General features: G+C 61.1%; 22 protein-coding genes and 1 pseudogene. 19 read left to right on the top strand and 4 right to left on the bottom strand.

Features of this window, described 5'->3' with window-relative positions:
- Window positions 1-8 precede the first annotated feature (8 nt).
- The 5 genes from KJS47_RS21775 (at window position 9) to yyaC (ending at window position 3,588) form a co-directional block, all read left to right on the top strand.
- The gene (locus KJS47_RS21775; protein WP_213527691.1) at window positions 9-233 is read left to right on the top strand and encodes a DUF2188 domain-containing protein; all 225 of its coding nucleotides are present in this window, start codon (window positions 9-11) and stop codon (window positions 231-233) included.
- A 360-nt stretch (window positions 234-593) separates the two neighbouring features.
- Window positions 594-1,262: an HAD family hydrolase gene (locus KJS47_RS21770; RefSeq protein WP_213527689.1), complete on the top strand. Its 669-nt coding sequence runs from the start codon at window positions 594-596 to the stop codon at window positions 1,260-1,262.
- Window positions 1,263-1,302: 40 nt separating this feature from the next.
- Window positions 1,303-1,521, top strand: a complete 219-nt coding sequence (locus KJS47_RS21765) for a DUF1540 domain-containing protein (protein ID WP_213527687.1) — start codon at window positions 1,303-1,305, stop codon at window positions 1,519-1,521.
- Between the two features lie 280 nt (window positions 1,522-1,801).
- Window positions 1,802-2,866, top strand: a complete 1,065-nt coding sequence (locus tag KJS47_RS21760; RefSeq protein ID WP_213527686.1) for an acyltransferase — start codon at window positions 1,802-1,804, stop codon at window positions 2,864-2,866.
- Between the two features lie 56 nt (window positions 2,867-2,922).
- Entirely contained in the window at window positions 2,923-3,588 is a 666-nt protein-coding gene (gene yyaC, locus KJS47_RS21755) for a spore protease YyaC (RefSeq protein WP_249716641.1), read from the top strand.
- Between the two features lie 130 nt (window positions 3,589-3,718).
- Here yyaC and KJS47_RS21750 read toward each other — a convergent pair whose 3' ends face one another.
- A complete protein-coding gene (locus KJS47_RS21750; RefSeq protein ID WP_213527684.1) occupies window positions 3,719-4,390 on the bottom strand; it encodes an SOS response-associated peptidase in 672 nt (223 codons plus the stop codon).
- A gap of 181 nt (window positions 4,391-4,571) precedes the next feature.
- Between KJS47_RS21750 and KJS47_RS21745 the strand changes: the two genes are divergently transcribed.
- Window positions 4,572-4,871 (top strand): hypothetical protein, encoded by a 300-nt coding sequence (locus tag KJS47_RS21745; protein WP_213527682.1) that lies wholly within the window; start codon window positions 4,572-4,574, stop codon window positions 4,869-4,871.
- 353 nt (window positions 4,872-5,224) lie between these two features.
- On the opposite strand, the gene KJS47_RS21740 is transcribed toward KJS47_RS21745, so the two are convergent.
- Window positions 5,225-6,766, bottom strand: a complete 1,542-nt coding sequence (locus KJS47_RS21740; protein WP_213527680.1) for an NAD(P)H-hydrate dehydratase — start codon at window positions 6,764-6,766, stop codon at window positions 5,225-5,227.
- 365 nt (window positions 6,767-7,131) lie between these two features.
- Here KJS47_RS21740 and map point away from each other — a divergent pair, with 365 nt between their 5' ends.
- Window positions 7,132-7,893 (top strand): type I methionyl aminopeptidase, encoded by a 762-nt coding sequence (gene map, locus KJS47_RS21735; protein WP_213527679.1) that lies wholly within the window; start codon window positions 7,132-7,134, stop codon window positions 7,891-7,893.
- Between the two features lie 163 nt (window positions 7,894-8,056).
- Window positions 8,057-8,440 (top strand): VOC family protein, encoded by a 384-nt coding sequence (locus KJS47_RS21730; RefSeq protein WP_213527676.1) that lies wholly within the window; start codon window positions 8,057-8,059, stop codon window positions 8,438-8,440.
- Between the two features lie 300 nt (window positions 8,441-8,740).
- Here KJS47_RS21730 and KJS47_RS21725 read toward each other — a convergent pair whose 3' ends face one another.
- Complete coding sequence (locus KJS47_RS21725) at window positions 8,741-9,055, bottom strand: dehydrogenase (RefSeq protein WP_213527674.1); 315 nt, start codon at window positions 9,053-9,055, stop codon at window positions 8,741-8,743.
- Between the two features lie 69 nt (window positions 9,056-9,124).
- Window positions 9,125-9,574, bottom strand: coding sequence for a cupredoxin domain-containing protein (locus KJS47_RS21720; protein WP_213527673.1), 450 nt, complete (start codon window positions 9,572-9,574; stop codon window positions 9,125-9,127).
- A 262-nt stretch (window positions 9,575-9,836) separates the two neighbouring features.
- Here KJS47_RS21720 and KJS47_RS21715 point away from each other — a divergent pair, with 262 nt between their 5' ends.
- From KJS47_RS21715 to KJS47_RS21665, 11 genes and pseudogenes are all read left to right on the top strand, one after another.
- Entirely contained in the window at window positions 9,837-10,796 is a 960-nt protein-coding gene (locus tag KJS47_RS21715; protein ID WP_213527671.1) for an aldolase catalytic domain-containing protein, read from the top strand.
- Window positions 10,797-11,146: 350 nt separating this feature from the next.
- A pseudogene (gene uptA, locus KJS47_RS24170) lies at window positions 11,147-11,755 on the top strand (undecaprenyl phosphate transporter UptA); the annotation flags it as partial.
- A 556-nt stretch (window positions 11,756-12,311) separates the two neighbouring features.
- Window positions 12,312-12,878: a thioredoxin family protein gene (locus KJS47_RS21705; RefSeq protein WP_213527669.1), complete on the top strand. Its 567-nt coding sequence runs from the start codon at window positions 12,312-12,314 to the stop codon at window positions 12,876-12,878.
- Between the two features lie 37 nt (window positions 12,879-12,915).
- On the top strand, window positions 12,916-13,575 hold the full coding sequence (locus KJS47_RS21700) for an MBL fold metallo-hydrolase (protein ID WP_213527667.1): 660 nt from the start codon (window positions 12,916-12,918) through the stop codon (window positions 13,573-13,575).
- 168 nt (window positions 13,576-13,743) lie between these two features.
- Complete coding sequence (locus KJS47_RS21695) at window positions 13,744-14,913, top strand: YhgE/Pip domain-containing protein (protein WP_213527665.1); 1,170 nt, start codon at window positions 13,744-13,746, stop codon at window positions 14,911-14,913.
- A 50-nt stretch (window positions 14,914-14,963) separates the two neighbouring features.
- Complete coding sequence (locus KJS47_RS21690; RefSeq protein ID WP_213527663.1) at window positions 14,964-15,575, top strand: TetR/AcrR family transcriptional regulator; 612 nt, start codon at window positions 14,964-14,966, stop codon at window positions 15,573-15,575.
- Window positions 15,572-16,309: an oxygen-insensitive NADPH nitroreductase gene (nfsA, locus tag KJS47_RS21685; RefSeq protein WP_213527661.1), complete on the top strand. Its 738-nt coding sequence runs from the start codon at window positions 15,572-15,574 to the stop codon at window positions 16,307-16,309. The genes KJS47_RS21690 and nfsA overlap by 4 nt, the downstream gene beginning before the upstream one ends.
- Window positions 16,310-16,463: 154 nt before the next feature.
- Window positions 16,464-17,165, top strand: a complete 702-nt coding sequence (locus tag KJS47_RS21680) for an SAF domain-containing protein (RefSeq protein WP_213527659.1) — start codon at window positions 16,464-16,466, stop codon at window positions 17,163-17,165.
- A 37-nt stretch (window positions 17,166-17,202) separates the two neighbouring features.
- Window positions 17,203-18,099: a CpaE/TadZ family protein gene (locus KJS47_RS21675; protein ID WP_213527657.1), complete on the top strand. Its 897-nt coding sequence runs from the start codon at window positions 17,203-17,205 to the stop codon at window positions 18,097-18,099.
- 33 nt (window positions 18,100-18,132) lie between these two features.
- Window positions 18,133-19,533, top strand: coding sequence for an ATPase, T2SS/T4P/T4SS family (locus tag KJS47_RS21670; protein WP_249716638.1), 1,401 nt, complete (start codon window positions 18,133-18,135; stop codon window positions 19,531-19,533).
- A complete protein-coding gene (locus KJS47_RS21665) occupies window positions 19,527-20,465 on the top strand; it encodes a type II secretion system F family protein (RefSeq protein ID WP_213527655.1) in 939 nt (312 codons plus the stop codon). The genes KJS47_RS21670 and KJS47_RS21665 overlap by 7 nt, the downstream gene beginning before the upstream one ends.
- The last annotated feature ends 95 nt before the right edge of the window (window positions 20,466-20,560 follow it).

Raw genomic sequence — 20,560 nt, 5'->3', positions numbered from 1 at the left:
GTGCCCGCATGAGACCGAACAACCAGCATGTTGTGCCCCACGACGGGGATTGGGCCGTCAAAAGCGAGAACAAGAGCAAGCCCGAGCAGGTGACGAAGACCAAGCAGGAAGCGGTTGACGCCGCCCGCGAACGCAGCAAGGAGGAGAAGTCGGAGCTCGTCATTCATGACCGGCACGGCGTGATCCGCGAGAAGGACAGCCATGGCCACGACCCTTATCCGCCGAAAGGGTGACGGAAACGCCGCTTGAGACGGACGTTTCCGTCGATTACGCTCGTTTTTTGCCAGCCATCCGTCTCGGAGAGCGGCAGGGACAGATGCCGCGTTCCGGCGTGCAAAAGGAACGCTCATGGCATCCAGCCCTGCGTCGGCCTCATGGAATGTGCAGCGGACCTGCCTGGCCCCCTCGTCAGCGGAAACTGCAGCATACTACCAGCCCCGCGCTCAGCGCCAGGGGCTTGGTTGGCGTGGCCGCAAAGACGCGGGACAGCCTCTGGGAGCCGCCGGGTCTATGGCCCGCCGGGACAAGACAGCGGCGGGCCCATCTGCTAAGATGAAGCAGAGAAGACAGAACCAGCGAGTGGAGGGGTCCCTGTGATAAAAGCGATCGTGTTTGACTTCGACGGCTTGATTTTCGATTCGGAGACGCATGAATTCGAGGCGTTCCGGGAGCTCTGCCAGAGCTACGGCGCGGATATGCCGCTATCGGAATGGAGCAAGCTGATCGGCACCGACGCAAGCGTGTTTGATCCGTACGCCTACCTGGAGCAGCAGGTTGGACGGACGCTGGACAGGCAGGAGCTGCGGGCGCTACGCCGCCAGTATTACGACCGCCGGGCGGGCGAAGAGCAGGTACGCCCGGGCGTGGAGCAGGTGCTGCGGGATGCCCGGGCGCAGGGACTGCGGGTCGGACTTGCGTCGAGCTCCGGTCGGGAGTGGGTCGTCAGCCATCTCGACCGGTTCGGGCTGACTCCGTATTTCGAGACGATCCGCACCAAGGAGGACGTCCCCAAGGTGAAGCCGGCCCCGTATCTGTACCAGAGAGCGCTTGAGGATCTCGGGGTCCGGCCGGAGGAAGCGGTCGCCTTCGAGGACTCTCCGAACGGCGCCAAGGCGGCCAAGGCGGCAGGCATGTGCTGCGTCATCGTTCCCAACACGGTCACGGAAGCGCTGTTGTTTGACGCCGTCGACCACCGGCTGTCTTCCCTGGCGGACGTTCCCCTCTCCGAGCTGCTGGAGCGGCTCGGCCGCGGGCTTGTTTAGCCGCCCGGATGGGCGGGTAAACAATACCGAGGTGATCGACATGACAAATCCACAGGTCAAATGCAGTGTAGACAATTGCGAGTATTGGGAAGAAGGCAACAACTGCAGTGCCGAAGTGATCATGATCGAGATCGACCGGCATGCAGGGGCTTCGCTGCCGCAGCAGAAAGGCGGCCAGCAGTACGACACGTCGCATACCGACCACGCAGAGGATACGCGCGACACTTGCTGCCACACCTTTGAAGAGCGCGGCCACTAGCGGCCGGCTCGGGCAGCGGCCCTCGGCAGCCCGCCGCAGGCGGGACAGTAAAAACGGAGCTCCGGCGGGGCTCCGTTTTTACTGTCAACCGGCACGCTCCGGCCGTTCGAACAGGTGACAGCAATATTCGCCGTTCCAAGCGTTCGCCGCTATACCCCCGCTGCGCGGGCAATTAGCCGTGGCATGATTCGGGAATATACGGTATTCTTGTACTGGATACGGCCGGCGGCCGTACCGACCCGATTGTTCGGACAAGCAGGAGGAGGAGTTCCCCACCAACATGAGAAAACCAAGAATTCTGGAACTGGACATCGTGCGGGCGTTCGCCATCATGGCTGTCCTGATGATCCATGCCACTTCGGAAACGACGGTAGAGATTCCTCTCGGCAGTCGTTCCCAGATTCTCTATTTGATCGTAAACAAACTGAGCAACTTTGCGGTTCCCATCTTTATTTTGCTGAGCGGCCTTGTGCTGTTCTACCGGTACAGCGGGGCCTGGAGTTGGAAGGAAGCGTTGAGCTTCTACCGGAAACGGATTCAGTATATCCTTGTTCCTTATCTGATCTGGTCGTTCTTCTACTATGTGTTCAACCAGTGGACACCCAATTTCAACTGGCACGACATCAAGATCGATTGGCCGTTCTTCCTGAACGCGCTCAAGTGGGCCGACACGAGCTATCACCTGTACTTCATCGTGCTTATTCTTCAGTTCTACCTGATCTTCCCGCTCATTATGGCGCTTGCTGACCGGTGGAGCTGGTTTGCGAGGAACCTGATCTGGATCGGACTCGCGGCGCAAATCGGCTTTTATATTTATCACCACTGGTTCCACCCGGTGCAGCATCCGGCCACCATTCTCGGTACATACGCGGGCATCTTCGCCATCGGCGGCTGGATCGGCATGAATTACGAGCGGTTCCAGCGTGCGGGTGAACGTCATCTATGGTGGGTGCTCGGACTCGCCCTGTTGATCGGCTATTCGTTCGCGCTGTTGTTCGTGCTGAGCCAGAACCGCATCAACTTCGGCTCGCTGCCGATGGAGATCTTGTTCAACGGCTACGCGGTTGCCATGGGACTCAGCCTGCTTTGGATCTCGGCCAAGGTGCTGCGCGGCACTCCCCGTCTTGCAGCGGTGCTGACGTCGATGGGAACGGCCGCCTTCGGCATCTACTTCACCCATCCGGCGCTGCTCTCACTCTGGCGTCGCAACTGGACCTATCCGAGCGATACGCTGGCTTACCACCTCTCCACAATCGGAGCGGGCGTCATGATCTTCACGGTCCCTTGGCTGCTGGTCTTCCTGCTGCGCAAGTGGAAGGGAGCCTGGATTCTGTTCGGCAAATAAAACGCAAAAGGTAAAGCACGCCGCTTGCGGCATGCCGCCTGTAGAGGAGGACGAGTATGGAGCACGGGGAAGCGCCGATGATCCCGCCGGCCGGGCGGAATCCGGCCAGACGAACGATTGGCGGGGACCGCCTGGCGGAGTGGCTGCTGGAGATTCGAAGCGAAGGCTTCACCGCCGATCGCATCGTGTTTTTGTGCATCGGCACCGACCGGTCCACCGGCGATGCCTTCGGACCGCTGACCGGCACGCTGCTGGAGGAGGCGGGGTTCCCGTATGTGATCGGAACGCTGGAGCGGCCGTGCGATTCGGCGAATCTGGCGGAGAGGCTTGCGGAGCTGCCGGACGGCCGGCTGGTCATTGCAGTCGATGCGTGCCTCGGCATGGGCGAGTCGGTCGGCCGCTTTCAGGTCGCCGCGGACGGCATCGAGCCCGGCAAGTCGATGGGCTGCCGTCTGCCGGCCGTCGGCCATTACTCCGTGCTTGGTGTGGTGAACCGCAACGAGGGTAATCCGTACAAGGTGCTGCAGAATACGTCGCTGCACCTCGTGCTCCAGATGGCCCGCCGGTTCACCCGCGCGGCAGCTGAAGCGTTCGGCTTTCCGGCTGCCGCTCCTCTCGGCGCGATAGCCGCGGCTTGGGGCATCACAGCGCTGCCGCTCCCGTCGCTCCAGGAGGAAGAAGAGTTTCCGCCCATCTCGGGCAGCTGGGAGGAGTCGAGCTGACCGGCAGCTTGCTCGCGTCCCCCGCGGTTCCGAACCAAAAGCCCTTGCGTCCCGTCTAACGGGCAGCAAGGGCTTTTTTGTACGGTGTGTGTGCCTATGGGTGGGGACCCGACAGGCAGCGGCGCTTCGCTTACTGCCATTCCAGCGTGCAGGCGGCTGTATCGTTCTTCACGTTTCCGACGTCGGGGGAGACCGGATAGGCGGTCATCTCCTCGGCGGGATAAGGGGCCAGCATCGGCTGCAGAACCGCCGGATCGCGGAGAGCTTTGTCGAGCCAGGCCGCCTCGTTCGTCGGGTCGAGGATGACCGGCATCCGGTTGTGAACCGGCTCGACAAGCGCATTGGGCGATGTCGTCAAAATGGTACAGGTGCCGATCCGCTTGCCGTCCGGCCCCTGCCAGGTGTCGTACAACCCCGCCATCGCGAACAGCGCGCGGTCGTTGCGGACGAACCGGAGCGGCTGCTTTGTGCCGTCGGCGTTCCGGCGCCACTCGTAGAACCCGTCTGCGGGGATCAGGCAGCGCCGCCTCTGAAGGGCGGTCCGGAACGAAGGCTTGTCCGCCGCGGTCTCCGACTTGGCGTTGATCATCTTGTAGCCGATCTTTTCGTCTTGGGCCCAAGATGGGACGAGGCCCCAGCGGAGCTGGCCGATCCGGCGCTTGCCTTCGTGCTCGACGATCGCCGGAATCCATTGGCCCGGGGCGGCGTTATAGCGGGGCTCGTACGGGAAGTCGGCCGGCTCTAGCAGAAACCGTTCCATGATTTCCTCGAGCCAGGTGGTCAATGTGAATCTGCCGCACATGGCGAAATCTCTCCTTTCGGCAGCGGCCAGCGGCGCGGCTCGGGCCGCCGATTGAACCGTTTGCGCGGAAAATATTAATGGGCCGCACTACAAATTTCGTGCACTTTTTTGCTTTCTACCGATTAAACTGGCTGTAATCCGTTTAAACAGGTGAGAGAGATAAAGAGAGGTGCAAGCAGCCATGAAAAAAACGAACCATATCAATTATGCCGCATCGGGGCAAGAAGTCTATTGCTGTCTGCGCAACCGCGTCGTCCGGCTGGACGCTTCCCATACGACCAACTACTGCCTCGGCTGCAAGATGTATAACGGCAATGCCGGGGGCAAGGGAGTGGAATGCCTCTGGGAGGATATGCGGGATGTCAGCAACCCGTACCGGGTAAGCGACCCTCATGCGGAATGGGCGAGCAACCAGAAGAGATCGGTCGTGCATCTGCATGAGGACGGCATGATGTACCTGCAGACAGGACCGTGTCAATAGGAAAGGCAACTGGAACGGATGCCGAACAGGAAAGAGCCGAGAGGCTCTTTTTTTGATGCCGCGGGGGCTGTTTCAACGGCGGGTCACCTGTTTATTTACGTATACGGAAGCAATTGGAAGAAAGGAGTTGGAAGACGTGTCGATCGAACGGTTTATTATGAGCAAACTGGCTCGCACCAAAAGACAGCATGAGCGCTCCAACCTTCTGCAACTGCTGGTGATCCGGATCCAAAAGGCCCAAAACCATTAATACGCTGACCGCCCGGGAGCAAAAAGAGGCGGAAAGGACTTGATAGACCGAGGAGAGCCCGCTCTCGCCCGGTCTTTTTTTATGGCTGCGGGCAGGAGGTCTTCTAGAGGTTCTCGATGAGGTCGCTCGCCAGGAGCGAATCTCGGCTGGACCGCACCTCTGCCGCCCGGTCGCCGGCTGCTCCGTGTCGCCACACGCCGTAGACGGCCGCCTGCTCGGCGGACATCCCTTGCGCGAGGAGGCTGGCGATGACGCCGGAGAGTACGTCGCCTGTGCCGCCCTTGGCCATGCCCGGATTGCCGGTCGTGTTCACGTACACGACCCCCTTGGGCGTTGCCACGACGGTACGGGCGCCCTTGAGCACGAGCGTCACGCCGTGCTCCTGCGCATAGCGACGAGCGATGCCGATCCGGTCGCGCTGCACGTCGGCGGTGGTCAGCTTGGCGAGCCGGGCCATCTCGCCCGGGTGGGGCGTCAGCACGGTCGGCGCTTCGCGTCTCGGCCACAAGGCGAAGTCCGGCGCGTCGGCGAGCATGTTGAGCGCGTCGGCGTCGAGCAGCAGCGGGCAGCGGGCGCCTTCCCAGATCGCCCGCAGCCACTGCGAGTCGTCGGCGTAGCGCCCCATGCCCGGCCCGAGCGCCAGCGCGTCGCGGTCCTCCGCGAGCGCGAGCACCTCGTCGGCGGACACTTCCGCCCAGTCGCCGTTGCCCGCATCGGGCAGCCCTGCGAGCATCACCTCGGGCAGCCGCCCGATCAGATGCGGCACGAGGCTCGCCGGCAGCGCCCACGTGGCGAGGCCGCAGCCGGCCCTAAGCGAGGCACGGGCGCAGAGGAGGCCGGCGCCGCTCATCCGGTGCGTGCCCGCTGCTAGCAGCACGTGGCCGTAGGTGCCCTTGTGCGAGTCGGCGGGGCGCTCGGCGCCGGGCGTCAGCGCCAGGTGGCTCTCCAGCACCCGCTCGGTGACGAGCAGCGTCCGGATGCCGGCCTCCTCCGCGAAGCGGGAAGGGATGCCGATCGGCCGCGTCACGACCTCGCCGGCAGTCTCGGCGCCCGGATACTGCACGAGGCCGCGCTTCAGGAAGGCGAGCGCGACCGTCAGGCGCGCCCGGATGCACGGGTCGTGCAGCTCGCCCGTATCGGCGTTCAGGCCGCTCGGGATGTCGACGGCCACGATGGGCAGGCCGCTCCCGTTCGCCTCGCGGATGAGAGAGGCATACCGTCCGCGCGGCGCCCCGCTGCTGCCCGTGCCGAGCAGCGCGTCGATTACCCCGGTGTAGGCGTTCCAGGGGAGCGTATCCGGCTGGTAAACGAACGAGGGGATGCCAAGGCGGCTGGCGGTCTTGTGCTGGAAGGCGAGGTCGGCGCCGAAACGGGCCGGAGAGTCGGCGTATGCCACGTCGACCGCGATGCCGGCTTCCTGCAGATGGCGCGCGGCGACGAGACCGTCGCCGCCGTTGTTGCCTTTGCCGGCGAGGACGAGCCAGCGTTCCGTCCGGCGGCGCTCCGGCTGGTTCCGGATGAACTGCTGCACCTCGTCGGCAACAGCCCGGCCGGCGTTCTCCATCAGGAGCAGGGCGGGCAGGCCGACGGTTTCGATCGCCTGCCGGTCCAGCCTGCGCATTTCTTCGGATGTGACGATATACATAGAGGGTATCTCCTTTGGTTTGGCGGGATAGGGGAGCTCTGGCTGCGTCGGACGGCGTCCCTGTATGTCGGTCTCCTAGCAATCTCTGTCTCCCAAGTATAGCGGATTCGGCCCTTCGTTTCTATTTTCGCCCGTCGGAATGGGGGGCGGAATCGGAGACGGGAACGGAAGGAGGCGAAGCGGACTCAAGTTTGGTATAATGAATCGTCGAAAAAAGCCGGGCGCGGCCATCCAGGGCCGGCCCGTCCGCCTGCCGCCATGGAAGCAAGAGCGGGAAACGGGAGAGAGGCTCACCGTGCCTCCCGCTTGCGTATGCATATAGAAGGAAGCCATCCGGCACGCTACCAACAAGGAGGGATCCGACTGTGATTGTTATTAAAACCCCGGACCAAATCGCCCGCATGCACAAAGCGGGACAGCTGATCGCCCGGTGCCACCAGGAGATCGCGAAGCGCATCCGCCCAGGGGTCGCAACCTGGGAGATTGAAGAATTCGTCGAGCAGTTCACCAAGGACAACGGCGCCATTCCCGAGCAGAAGGGCTACAGCGGCTACCCATACGCAACCTGCGCATCGGTGAACGATGTGATTTGCCACGGCTTTCCGAGCAAGGAGCCGCTCAAGGAAGGCGACATCGTTACGATCGACATGGTCTTCAGCGTTGACGGCTGGATGGCCGACTCCGCCTGGTCGTATGCCGTCGGCGAGATCAGCGAGGAGGCGCGCAAGCTGCTGACCGCGACCGAGGAGTCTCTCTACGTTGGCATCGAGAAGGCGATCGTCGGCAACCGCATCGGAGACATCGCCAATGCGATCCAGACCTACGCCGAACCGAGGGGGTTCTCCGTCGTCCGCCAATTCATCGGGCATGGAATCGGCCAAAAGATGCACGAAGAGCCGCAGGTGCCGCATTACGGCCCGGCCGGCAAAGGCCCGCGCCTCAAGGAGGGCATGGTGATCACGATCGAGCCGATGCTCAACATCGGACGCTACGAAGCCTTCATCGAAGACGACGGCTGGACCGCCCGGACGGTGGACGGAAGCCTGTCCGCCCAATACGAGCATACGGTCGCCATCACCAAGGACGGCCCGCTCATTCTGACCAAGCTTGGCACCCAGCTGCCTTAAGCGGCGCAAGCTCGCTTCGTGGCAGCCGCCTCGCCTCGGCCCGAACCGGCACGACCGGTTCCGGGCTTTTTTTGTCGGCTGGGTGCGCGGCGGTTGCCCGGTTCTCTGGCCAGTGGTATTCTTCGAGCAGAAGGACATGACAGGCGAAGAGGAGAGGATGGCAATGATCAAAAAATTGGAGCATATCGGCGTGATGGTGAGCGATATGGAGGCATCGATCCGGTTCTATACGGAGACGCTCGGCCTCGCTCTGGTTGGCAGAGAACGGCTGGACAACGGAGTGGAGCTCGTCTTCCTGTCCTTCCCGGGTCAGGAGGATATTCAGCTGGAGCTGGTCGGCCGGGGAGGCGGCTTCGAGGAGAACGGCAAGGTGAATCATATCGCCTTCACGGTCGACGACATCGATACCGAAGTGCGGAGGCTTAAGGAAAGCGGGGTACGGATGATCGACGAGGAGCCTAAGACGATTCTCGGCGGCGTTCGGATCGCCTTCTTTTACGGTCCCGACGGAGAGAGGCTGGAGCTGTTTCAGCCGAAATCCCGCTAGGAAGTCCGGGTGCGCGTCGGGAAATGAAGGACGCGCGAAGCGGGAGGAAGCAACAGTCCGCGAGGGGAACTTGCGCGGCAAGCAGCACGCTTCTTGGCGCTTGCTGCGGGAGCGGTTTCTGACGGTACCTGTCCAGGTAGGAACCGGGAATGACGGTCGGTACAGCACAGCAAAGCGGCGCTCGCGGAGCGCCGCTTGTCTGTTTTTCATACTCCTTCCGGCCCAAGGACGGGACGGCATCGGATCTTCAAGCCTTTTCTGGTCCCGAGCAGCGGGGGGAGCGATGATACCAATAGCGTCCTACCCGCCGAATGCCTCGCGAAATGCCTTTACCAGCGGCTCCTTCTCAACGTTCCACAACGCCGCAATGTCATCGGCCACATTGTCGCGCCACCAGTCGGAGAGAAGCTTCCGGTTGCTGTTATTTTCCGCGATCCAGACCAGATGGCCCGCGACCTTTTTGAGATACAGCTTCTCGGCCTCCTCCATCTTGTCGGGCGGGATCCAAACCTTGAGCCGTTTGGCGGTCCGGTACAGCTCCCGGCTGCAGGCTCTGCGGACGCTGCGAAGCGTGGGCAGCTCCTGTGCGTGCTTTTCTTTGTTTTTGTCGAACATGCGACGCCCACCTGCCTTTTTGCTTCACCATATGCGCGGGAAGCGGAGGAGGCGACTGCAGGGAGACGATCAATCGACAACGATGTACGCGATCATGGGCCCGCTGTGGGCGATATCCGGATGGGTCATGCAGATGAGCCGATAGATGCCTTCCTTGTCCGCCTTGAACGGAATGAGCGTTTCTTTTCCTTTCTTGACCTCACCCTTGATGGAAGTTCCCTCGATGTAGAACGGATGGCTCGCTCCGTTGACCCCATAAATGCTGATCTGCACGGTTTCACCCTTCTTCATGTAGATCGTGCCGGGATCCCAGCGGTACGCTTCTATCTCCTTGCCGTCCGTGCCGGTCGTCTTGAATTCCCCGGTCACCATATGAATCGTGCGGACAGGCGCGGAGGCCGTCTGGACAGCCGGATCGGTTCCGGCATAGCGGTAGACGACGCCCCCGACTACGGCGGAGACGAGCAGAGCGGCGGCGAGAACGAGTTTTTTCTTGCTGAGCACAACGGCTTTGAACATGGCAATTCCGCCTTTCGTACAAGGTTTGCTTGTTTACCCTGAGCCTATGCGTGAGCTTGTCAGCTTATGCTTGCCGGCTCGGCAAGATTGACAAACACCTCCGGCGATGGTATAAATAAAAGATCGGGATACTTTATTGCTTAAAAGCATAAAAGGAATGAAGCCGGGGTTGCCAAAAGTCCGGTTTCCTGACAAACTAGGAAAAAACAAGCAGACCGTGTCGGATGCTCCGCATGCGGCGATAGAGTTGGAGGACGAGGCTATGAAGGAAACCTGCAAAATATTGGACTGCACCATCCGCGACGGCGGCCTGGTCAACAACTGGGAATTCAGCGTGGAATTTGTTCGCGATTTGTATAACAGCCTGAACGAGGCTGGCGTTGAGTATATGGAGATTGGCTACAAAAACTCGCCGAAGCTGCTGAAGGGCGCCGATTCCGGACCTTGGCGGTTTCTTGATGAGAGCTTCCTTAGAGAGGTTATTCCGCACAAGGGCTTTACGAAGCTGTCGGCACTTGTCGACATTGGCCGTGTGGACGAGAACGACATTCTTCCCCGGGAAGAGAGCATGCTCGATCTGATCCGTGTCGCCTGCTACATTAAGGACGTGGACAAAGGCCTCGAACTGGTCAAGAAATTCCACGATCTCGGCTATGAGACCAGCCTCAATATTATGGCGCTGTCTCATGTGCTGGAGCACGAGCTGATTGAGGTGCTTCAGGAGATCAATAACAGTGTGGTGGACATCGTGTATGTCGTCGATTCGTACGGAAGCATGGACTTCAAGGACATCGATTATATGGTCGAGAAGTTCAAGCAGTACGTGCCGAATAAGCAGCTGGGTGTGCATACGCACAACAATATGCAGCTTGCGTTTGCGAACACGCTCGCGGCGGCTGCCAAGGGTGTCGTCTATCTCGATGCGTCCGTATACGGCATGGGCCGGGCGGCCGGCAACTGCGCGACTGAGCTGCTGGTAAGCCATTTGAAGAACCCTCGCTATGAGCTCCGTCCGCTCCTCGGTATGCTGGAGAAGCATATGATCCCGATGCGCGAGAAGTGGGAGTGGGGCTATATCATTCCGTACATGATCTCGGGAACGCTGAACGAGCATCCGCGTGTGGCGATGGCTCTGCGCAGCAGCGCCAAGAAGGATGAATTCGTCGAGTTTTACGATACGCTGACATCGGTCGAGGCCGTAGTGGCCAAGAACGAAAGCTGATCATCCGTCCGATTCGGCTTCCGGGAGGGAGCCTCCCTTGCCGCGCCAGCTCTCAGGCTGGCGCGGCTTTTTTTCTTTATGGCGAGCGGCGACGCAATAGATCGTTCCTCCCTCGGTGGAAGCCGGGACCGAACGGGACGGGGCCGATGCGGCGTCCGGCGTCTCGCCTGGAAGGTCCGCGATCGGAAGGAATCGGACCGAGCAGGACCTGAACAGGCCGATGCCGTGCTTTCCGGGAGTGGTGCTCCGCGGCCCCCAGCCTCGTCCCGGGTCCGGTAGGCTCGCCAGACTGTTTTGTGCTAGAATAGGGGAGGTTGCGAGACAACAAATACACGGAAAGTTGGGTGAAGATGAGCGGGCTTATTCACCAGATTTTGGAATACCTCACTTCCTTGGGGCCTTGGGGCATTATGCTCGGACTTATGATCGAAGTCATTCCAAGCGAAATCGTACTCGCCTACGGCGGCATTCTTGTTTACAACGGGACCATCCCATTTATTGAGGCCGTCATCTTCGGCACAATCGGCGGCGTGATCGCCCAGATCTTCGTCTACTGGGTCGGACGATATGGCGGGCGGCCGTTTCTGGAGAAGTTCGGCAAGTATATTCTCATACATAAAAAGCACATCGACGTGGCGGAGCACTGGTTCAATCGGTACGGGACGGGCGTGATCTTCACGGCGCGGTTCATCCCGGTCGTCCGGCATGCGATCTCGATTCCGGCAGGCATCACACGCATGCCGCTCGGCAAATTCACACTGCTCACGACGCTGGCGGTCATCCCCTGGTCGATCCTGTTTGTTTATCTGGGCACGAAGCTCGGCGAGCTGGGACAGAGCTTCGAGAACATCAGCTCGATTGCGGGACCGTATACAAAGCCGATTCTGATCGCGGCTGTCCTCTTGACGGTGGCCTACCTCGTCTTCAAGCTGTGGCGGGGCCGCCGGTCCGGGGCCGCCGGCACGGAGCAGGCAGCTGTCTCAGCCGTGCCGCAGCGTCCGGACCGGTTCGCTTCGCTCGGCCCGGCCTACCGGGTGCTCAGCGGCAGCGCTGCCGAAGGAGCGACACCCGGCAACCGTCCGGATTATGTCGTCATCGGCCCGAATGGCGTCTTCGCCGTCCGCTGCCTGAAGGCCGGCCTGCCGGGGGGAACGGAAGCCGATGAGGTCCGCGAGCAGGGGAGGCGGGAAGAGACGGCGAATCTGCTGTACCGGGACGAGTACTGGCTGAAGGAGCTTCTCCGCGGCGCCGGCAAAACGGCGGACGTCTCGGGCGTGCTGTGCGTATCAGGGACGCGGCCGGAGCTTGCCTCCACCGAAGGGGGCAAGACGGGTCTCGAAGTGGGCGAGGAGAGGCTCGTTCCCTACCTGGAGGGCCGCCGCGCCAAGAAGCCGCTGGCCGTCAAAGACGTGGAGGCCGTGGCCGCGATCGTCGACGCGGCGATTCGCAGCGGGCGTTAAGCCGGCAAGGCTGCCCGGCTATTGAGTTTGATAAGAAAAAAGGAGGAAGAAACCGATGGCAAAAGAGGTGTCCGGCAAGCTAGGGCAAGGACTGACCCCGCAAGCCTTCATGGATGCCATGGAGAAAAACCGGGAGACGTTCCGGGGGTGGTACGACAAGTTTGACTGGAAGCAGGAAGAGGACCGCGAGTTTTTTGCCTCGCTGCGCAACCGCGACGATCTCCGCTGCCTGATCCTCGCGGCGGATTGGTGCGGCGATGTCGTCCGCAACGTCCCGGTGGTCTTCCGGGTGATGGAGGAGAGCGCGATCCCGACCGAGGTGCTCGTCATGGAGCAGCATCTCGATACGATGGACCAGTTTCTGACGCTCGGAGGCCGTTCGATCCCGATCGTCCTGTTCACGGACAGCAGCGGCTACGTTCTCGGGCAGTGGGGCCCGCGGCCCAAGCATGTGCAGGCGGTCATGCTGGAATTCAAGAAGCACAATCCCGACCGGGATGCGGCGGACTACCAGACGAATATCCAGGAAGCCCGCAAGGAAATGCTGAAGCAATACGGCGAAGGAACCGGCTACCAGCAGACGATCGTGGAGGAATTGCGCGACCTGCTGTCGGACTTCTGATTCGGTTTCCCTTCACAGGAAAGGAGCGCGGCTAGCAATGAACGAGAACAGACAGGAAGACACGCAGGGACAGGAGCTGACGCTGGAATCGTTCTCTCTCGGTCCGCTCGAGACGAATGCTTATCTGCTGACCGACCTGGCATCTGGACAGGCTGTCGTCATTGATCCCGGGATGCACCCGAAAGCGTTGGTGAAGCGGCTGGAAGGAAAGAAGGTCGAGGCGATCCTGCTGACGCACGCTCATTTTGACCACATCGGCGGCGTCGAGGAGATTCGCCGTGCGCACGGCTGCCCCGTCTATCTGCACGGAGCGGAGGCGGACTGGCTGGAGAATCCACGCAAGAACGGCTCGGCCAGGTGGCAGGAGCTGGGAGGAGACATTGTCGCGTCTCCCGCCGAATATGAGCTGGCGGACGGCATGACGCTTCAACTGCTCGGCACGGACATACAGGTGTTGCACATCCCGGGGCATTCCCCGGGAAGCGTCGGCTTTCTCCTCGGCAAGCGGCTGTTTGGCGGAGACGCCCTCTTCCGGCTGTCGGTCGGGCGGACCGATCTGCCAGGCGGAAGCTGGAACGAGCTGATGGAATCGATCCACGGCAAGCTGTTCACCCTCTCCGACGATGTGGTCGTCTATCCCGGACACGGGAGCAAGACGACGATCGGCTTCGAAAAGGCGAACAATCCTTACGTATAAACGTCCAGCTCTCCTTGTGGCTATGGACAGACAGAGCCCTTTCTTCTTCCGGTAACGGAGGATGGGAGGGCTCTTTTTTGTCCTTCCTCACATATCTTGACAGAAGGAGGGGGTGTGCGATAAGTTAAACATATGTTTAAAACAAATGTTTAAATCGGAGGGGAAACCATGAAAACCGCTTTAGCTGCTTATCTAAAACAGAAAGCGACCATTGCCGGCATCTTGACGGCGGTGCTGTTCCAGGTCGTATTCAGCCTCGTCTGGATGACGGGGTACGAGGGGGTGACGGAGCGGACGGATCGGCTCCGGGCGGCCGTAGTGAACGAGGACGGCGCGGAAGGTGCCGCTGTCGGGCGGATGCTGGCGGGTTCGCTTCCGTTCGAGACGAGCGAGCCGGGCAGCCGAGAAGAGGCGCTCCGGCTGCTCGGGGAGCGAGACCTGCAGCTGGTTATTGTGCTTCCGGCTGGTTTCTCAGGCAAGCTCCGGAGCATGGAGGAGCAGGCTGTCGTCTCGTATTACGTGAACGAATCGAACCCGGCCATGATCAAGAGCATCATGCAAGGGACCGCCGCGCAGGTGACGGCGAAGCTGGGCGGAGAGGCGTCGGCGGCAGCCGTCAAGGCGGCACTTGAGGGCGCCGGCGTCCCCGCAGCGCAGGCGGAAACGGCAGGCAAGACCATCTCGGCCAAGGTGGGGGCGGAGGTGCATGCCCTTCATCCGGTGGACGGCATGGCCAACCAGATGATTCCGATGATGCTCGTCCTGGCTTCTTTCGTCGGGTCGATGATCATGGCGATGAACCTGCAGCAGACGTCTCTTGCCATCGGGGACCGGACGGGACGCTGGGAAGGGTTCGGCGCGCGGGTCGTACTCCATCTGGCGGCCGCTGTCGTGACCGGGGGAATCGGATCCTCGCTCGTCCTCCTGCTCGGAGGGCAGCATGTCGCTTCCTTCTGGGCTCTCTGGGGGCTGCAGTCGCTCTTCCTTGCGACGTTCATGATGTTCGCCCAGCTGTTCCTGCTTCTGTTCGGCGTCGGCGGCATGCTGTTCAACATTGTGGGGCTGTCGCTGCAACTGGTGACGTCGGGAGCGATGGTACCCCGGGAGCTTCTGGCGGACGGGTACCGCGCGCTCAGCGAATGGCTGCCCGCCACATACGCCGTGGAAGGCGCGATGGATCTTCTGTTCGGAGGAGGAGACGCGGCAAGCGCGGTTTGGCGGCTGACTGGACTGCTGGCAGCCTACTTGCTGCTCGGAGCGGGAGCCGTGGCGCTGCGCAGGCCGGTCCGCTCGGGGACTCCTGCAGCGGTGCCGAGGGAGAGCGAACTTGCAAGATAGAGGAACAACGGGCCATAATAGAAAGAAAACCAACATTTGAGGGATGCCCGATGAGCACGTCTGAGCCGGCGGTAAAGGAGCGAATCCTCTCCTCGGCCAAGAAGCTGTTCGCCCGTCACGGCTATGACGGAACGACGGTTCGCCGCATCTGTGAGGAGGCGGGCGTCAACCTGGCGCTCGTTTCCTATCATTTTGGTGGCAAGGAACAGCTGTTCCAATCCTTGTTCACCGGATTCCCCCCGAAGGACAAGCTGGCGGAGCTGGAGACCCGCATGGACGATCCGGTCGAAGGCCTGCGTTTTTTTGTTCGTGAGTTCGTCCTGTTTCGGTCGGCAGATCCCGACATGCTGACTATTCTTCATCAAGAGATTCAGCAGGCCACCCCCCGCGTTCCCTACATTCGGGAACGGATGGCCCCTTTCTGGAGTCGGCTGCATCATCTGCTTGCCCTGGGCCGGGAGAGAGGAGTGTTTCGGATCGAGTCGGTGGATACCACGTTCCTGTTCCTCCTCGGGGTCGTGCTGTCCTACCAGTTGACCGACTACTTTGCGCCCATCTTCGGGGAAGAGCCGCTCTCTCCCGGGGAAATGGCCGCCGCTACCAATCAATTCGTGTTCCGGGCACTTGGGATTCCGGAGCCGGCAGAGGAGACATCCGAATGAATGACATCATCGCTTTGCTGCAAGCCCACCGATCCATCCGCAAATTCACCGCCGACCCGGTCAAGGACGAGCATCTGGCCGCTATTGTAGGATCGGCCCAGATGGCCTCGACGTCCAGCAACGTGCAGGCGTACACGGTTATCCAGGTGACCGATCCGGTCAAGAAAAAGGAGCTTGCCGCGCTGTGCGGCAATCAGGCGTATGTCGAGCAATGCCCGGTCTTTCTCGTCTGGTGCGCGGATTTGTACCGTCTTGAGGTAGCCTGCCGAATCCAGAAAACCGAGATGACGGCGGGAACGACCGAGAATCTGCTGATCGCCACGATCGATGCCGCGCTCGCCGCACAGAATGCCGCCGTAGCGGCAGAATCGCTCGGCTACGGAATTACCTACATCGGCGGCATCCGCAACCGGCCGCAGGAGGTGGCGGAGCTGCTGGGCCTGCCCCGGCTCGTCTATCCGGTCTTCGGCATGTGTCTCGGCGTTCCCGATCAGCAGCCTGGCGTTCGGCCTCGTCTGGCCCGCACCGCGGTCTGCCATAAGAACGGCTACCAGGCGGACGTACTGGAAGAGGAAATTGCCCGCTATGACGAGCAGATGCGGGACTATTACATCGAGAGGACCGGCGGCAGGAGAGATACGACCTGGTCCCGAGAGATGGCGGACAAGTTCCGCTCCCCGACGCGTCCTCATATGAAACGCTTTTTGCAGGAGAGAGGCTTCCTGCAGGATTAAGGAGTATTTTGGAAATACCTGTTGATAAATGGAAGTCGGTTTGCTATAGTGAAGAGGACAAACAGCATACTAATTTCGTTTGCGAAGAACGCAAGCTATCGGATGAATCCGACGGTTTGCGTTCTTTTTTGTATCCAGGAGGTGAGCTCGGCACGTGAGCCGAAGCAGAAATCTGCTGATTAGCATCGCGGCAGCGGTCTTGGCCGGACTGCTCGTGTACGGCGTGTATTTGGTACAGGTCCGTCAAATCCGGCTGCAGGAGACGACCCAGGTCGTCGTCCCCAAGCAGTTCATCCGGGCAGGTGTGCTGCTTACCGAGGAGATGCTCGAATGGAAGCCGGTCTTCGACGGCTCCGTATTGCCGGGTACCGCGCAGCGCATGGAGGACGTGATCGGGCGGGAAACCGTCGTCCCGCTTGGCAGCCAGGAACCTGTCCTGGCATGGAAGCTGGACAAGTTTCATCTGCTGCCCGGACAAAACCAGGCGACCTTCCAGGTGCCCAAGGAGTACATCCTCTCCGTGTCGAACGGCATCCGGGCGGGGGATTCGGTCAAGGTGTACCTCTCGGGCAAGGACGGCTCCCGTCGCTTGTTCGACCATGACGTTATTGTCGCTTCCGTCAAATCCGCGGCGAACGTGGAGGTAGATGACCCGAAGAACCCAAGTTTGCTGTCCCGGCTCGACGGAGACGCCGAGCGCATGTATGCCTCTCGCAGGGAGGCGAACGGCAGTATCGACCAGATCAATTTGAATTTGACCGAGAGGGAATGGCTGGAGCTGGATGAGGCATGCCGCGCCAAGCAGGCCAAGCTCGTCATCGCGTTCGCTTCGTCTTCCCTGGCAGCGAGTCCATAGCGGACATGTCCCGGTCCTATGAAGGAGGTCCATGAGTGTGAGAAAGCTATTGCAACAAAGAGACGGTCTGTCGGCATCGCCGGGACCGGCGGTGGGAGTGTCCGAGGGAGGCAGGCTGGCGGTATTCCTAGGAACGACGCCGAATATTGGCGCTACGGTCGCTTCCTTCGGCACGGCGGCGGCGATGGCCCGGCTGTCCGGCCGTTCGGTTGGCTATCTGTGCCTCAATTTGAAGAGCTCCAAGCTGCACCGATACCTCGGCAGGAACGAGACGCCCTTCGGTTTGAACCAGCTCCGCGCCGATCTAAAGTCGCGAAGCCTGACCCGCCAACGTCTCCTGCAATCGTGTGACCGGTTTTCGGGGCTAACCAATTTGTCGGTGCTGTTCGGAAGCACCCTGCGGGAGCAGGCCGAGTTCCTCCAGCCGGACGACGTCAGCCACCTGCTGAAGACGGCAAGGGCTACCTTCGATCTATGCCTCGTCGAGGTGAACGCCTATTGGGACAATGCTGCTACCGTCCAAACGCTTTTGGAGGCCGATGAGAGGCTGCTCGTGACGACGCCGGACATTACCCATTTTCAGGAGGATCGCAGCCGCTGGCTCGGCAGCCTTTCTCCGCTGTTCGGCCTTGACCTGGAGCCGTTCCGGCTCGTCGTCAGTCAAGCGGAAAAGCCCAGCCTGACGGGGGGCATCGGCTGGCGGGATATCGAGAAGGAGACCGGGCTGCCCGTCTGGGCTCAGATTGCCAAGCGCGACGAGGTGCTGGCGCATCTGAACCAAGGCAAGCTGCTAGAGCTCCTCCGGCAGCCAGTGTTCGCGGAAGTCTTTCAAGGGCTGGCACGGACCTGCTTGCAGGGCTGGGGCGTCGACTGCAGCCATGCGATAACCGAACGCCGCCGCCTGTTCCGCTTCATGCCGAGAACGACCCCGTAAGGCGGCGAAAGTCTAGCGAGAGGAGGCGACCATGTGGAAGAGACAGCGAGCGAGCGTTTTTCCCTGCTCGGCTACGCCGAACGGCTTCGGCCCGGCCGGAAGGAGGGGGTGTCCGGCGATTCGGATGACGGACGGACCGACGATTTCCGCCGACAGGCCGAGGAGATCCGCAGCGAGCTGACGGCCGCTCGGGGTCGTACCGAGGAGGAGCAGCAGGAATACGGCGATATGCTGAACCGGGCTGTGCTTGGCTACGAGGAGGATCGTGCCCGCGTGCTCGCCATAATTCAAGACCAGCTGGCCAAGCGGCGTATCCCGGACACGCTCCCGCCCAACAAGCGGTACCGGTCGATGGCGGAGGCTATGTTCGCCGAGATGATCGGGATGGGCGAGCTGGAGCTGCTGCTGAAGGACCGGGAAGACCTGGAGGAAATTCAGGTCATCGGAAGGAAGATTTATGAGGTGCGGGGAGGGCGTGTCCTTCCGTCCGTTTACCGGCTGCAGTCGCTCCAGGAGCTCGAACGGATCCAGCAAAATCTCGTGCTGTTCAACAGCGATAGTCTCAATCCTCGCAAGCGGTGGGCGGAGGTTCGGCTGAGGGACGGATCCCGCGTCACGATGACCGGTTTCGGGTACACCTCGCAGCCTACGCTTACCATCCGGTTCTACAGCGTGCGCGCGTTCTCACTGCAAGAGCTGTGCAAGCCGGAACTCGGGACAATGGACGAGCGGGTGAAGGAGCTGCTTCTCCTGCTGCTGCGCTCCTGCTTCAATCTGGTGATCATCGGCCCGACCAACTCGGGGAAGACGCATCTGATGAAGGCGCTGATCGCCGAGCTGCCGAACCCCGAACGGCTTATCACGATTGAATCCCGGTATGAGCTGATGCTCAAGCGGGACTTCCCGGACAAGAACGTGGTCGAATACGAGGTGGATGAGGACGACCGGAAACATAACGGGAGGCAGGCGTTCAAGCTTGCGCTGAGGCAGTCGCCCCAGCGCATCATTCATGCCGAGATCCGGGAGGAGGACGCCAACCTCTATGTCCGGGCATGCACGCGGGGACACGAAGGCAGCATGACCTCGGTCCACGTCAACGAGCTGGAGGATGTGCCGGAGGCGGTAACCGATATGTGCATGCTGGATGCGAGAGGGATGAATCCGGAGCGGCTCGCCAAGCGGATAGCGACCTATGTGACGCAGATCGGCATTCAGCTCGGCATGGTGAACGGGAAGCGCCGCATTCTCCGGATCGGAGAGATCGGCTACGTGAACGGAGAGGTGACGGTCCGCGACCTCGCGGTCTTTTGCCGGAAGACCGAACGATGGGAACTTCCCTTGCGGTTCTCCGACACTGCAAGAAGGCGAGTGGCCCGCTATCAGGAGACGGACGGCGGTCCGGAGGCCCGGACGGAGGAGACGGTTCCATGCTGATGGAAGCGGCCAAATACAGCTTTCTGCTCCTGTTGTTCGGTCTTGTTACCGTCAGCCTGCGCGGCCTGCTCGAGCTGCTTGTCCGCAGGAGAAGAGCCCGCGTCCGGCTAACCTACTTCCGCCAGGGCGGCATGGGCAGTCGGATGAGGCAGGCGTTCCCGGTTTACAGCCGGCTGCTCCGCCACCTATCCGACCAGCTGGAAGTTTACGGCACTTCCATGCGTCCGGGCTCATTTGTCCTCGGTTCGTTTCTTCTTTTTCTTGCCGGCTTCGTGGCAGGGGCGTTGGCGTTCGGCACCGTCAAAGGAGTGCTTACCTTGAGCGTCATGGCCGTCGCTGCACCCTATCTCTTGCTTCGTCTGGCGCTAGTCTCCCTGCAGCTGAGGACCCGCATGGATTTTTTGCCGGCGGTCGAGGTGCTGTACCAGTCATATGTGCTTGCCTCTCCTCGCAACATGCGGGTCGTGCTGAAGAGTGCGCTCGAGGGGGAGCGGATGAGGTATCCGCTCAAACCGGTGTTCGAGCAGCTCCACCGCAATCTCTCCGCGAACCGGGGCGTCGAGGAGAGTCTGCGCTTGTTCGCTTCCTCTCTTGGCCATGTCTGGGCGGACTATCTGACGGGGATTCTCCGAATCGCTCTCACCGAGGGCAACGACGTCTCGGAGAATCTGAAGGAACTCATCGGCGATATGAGACGTTCTCAGCTCGCGGACGAGGTGGAACGCAACCGGCTACTCGAAATCCGGATTGCGAACTTCTCTCCGCTCCTTTTTCTTGGCCTCTTCTTGATCGTCAATTTCAAGCTCAACCCGGAGAACGCCTACCATTATTATCTGTTGGATCCGGAGGGCCGGAGCATGCTGCTGGACGCGTTCCTTCTCATCTTCGCTTCCTTTGGGATGGGCGTCTATCTGTCGATGAAACGCATGTGAGGAGGCTGTTAAGCGGAAGACGCTCGGGAACGGCAGCCTCGAGAGAGCGCCATCGTTTCGGTACCCGTTTGTTTATGAATCAGCTTAAGCAGCCG

The sequence above is a fragment of the Paenibacillus sp. J31TS4 genome, from assembly GCF_018403265.1.
Taxonomy (GTDB): domain Bacteria; phylum Bacillota; class Bacilli; order Paenibacillales; family NBRC-103111; genus J31TS4.
The sequence above is the reverse complement of the archived record's forward strand: the minus strand, read 5'-3'. Positions and strand labels throughout refer to the sequence as shown.

Coding starts and splice junctions, on each gene's coding strand:
- KJS47_RS21695 (WP_213527665.1), top strand. CDS start 13,744: ATGAAAACCGCTTTAGCTGCTTATCTAAAACAGAAAGCGACCATTGCC.
- KJS47_RS21715 (WP_213527671.1), top strand. CDS start 9,837: ATGAAGGAAACCTGCAAAATATTGGACTGCACCATCCGCGACGGCGGC.
- KJS47_RS21730 (WP_213527676.1), top strand. CDS start 8,057: ATGATCAAAAAATTGGAGCATATCGGCGTGATGGTGAGCGATATGGAG.
- KJS47_RS21740 (WP_213527680.1), bottom strand. CDS start 6,766: ATGTATATCGTCACATCCGAAGAAATGCGCAGGCTGGACCGGCAGGCG.
- yyaC (WP_249716641.1), top strand. CDS start 2,923: ATGGAGCACGGGGAAGCGCCGATGATCCCGCCGGCCGGGCGGAATCCG.
- KJS47_RS21665 (WP_213527655.1), top strand. CDS start 19,527: ATGCTGATGGAAGCGGCCAAATACAGCTTTCTGCTCCTGTTGTTCGGT.
- KJS47_RS21750 (WP_213527684.1), bottom strand. CDS start 4,390: ATGTGCGGCAGATTCACATTGACCACCTGGCTCGAGGAAATCATGGAA.
- KJS47_RS21705 (WP_213527669.1), top strand. CDS start 12,312: ATGGCAAAAGAGGTGTCCGGCAAGCTAGGGCAAGGACTGACCCCGCAA.
- KJS47_RS21690 (WP_213527663.1), top strand. CDS start 14,964: ATGAGCACGTCTGAGCCGGCGGTAAAGGAGCGAATCCTCTCCTCGGCC.
- KJS47_RS21765 (WP_213527687.1), top strand. CDS start 1,303: ATGACAAATCCACAGGTCAAATGCAGTGTAGACAATTGCGAGTATTGG.
- KJS47_RS21700 (WP_213527667.1), top strand. CDS start 12,916: ATGAACGAGAACAGACAGGAAGACACGCAGGGACAGGAGCTGACGCTG.
- KJS47_RS21720 (WP_213527673.1), bottom strand. CDS start 9,574: ATGTTCAAAGCCGTTGTGCTCAGCAAGAAAAAACTCGTTCTCGCCGCC.
- KJS47_RS21725 (WP_213527674.1), bottom strand. CDS start 9,055: ATGTTCGACAAAAACAAAGAAAAGCACGCACAGGAGCTGCCCACGCTT.
- nfsA (WP_213527661.1), top strand. CDS start 15,572: ATGAATGACATCATCGCTTTGCTGCAAGCCCACCGATCCATCCGCAAA.
- KJS47_RS21775 (WP_213527691.1), top strand. CDS start 9: ATGAGACCGAACAACCAGCATGTTGTGCCCCACGACGGGGATTGGGCC.
- KJS47_RS21760 (WP_213527686.1), top strand. CDS start 1,802: ATGAGAAAACCAAGAATTCTGGAACTGGACATCGTGCGGGCGTTCGCC.
- KJS47_RS21745 (WP_213527682.1), top strand. CDS start 4,572: ATGAAAAAAACGAACCATATCAATTATGCCGCATCGGGGCAAGAAGTC.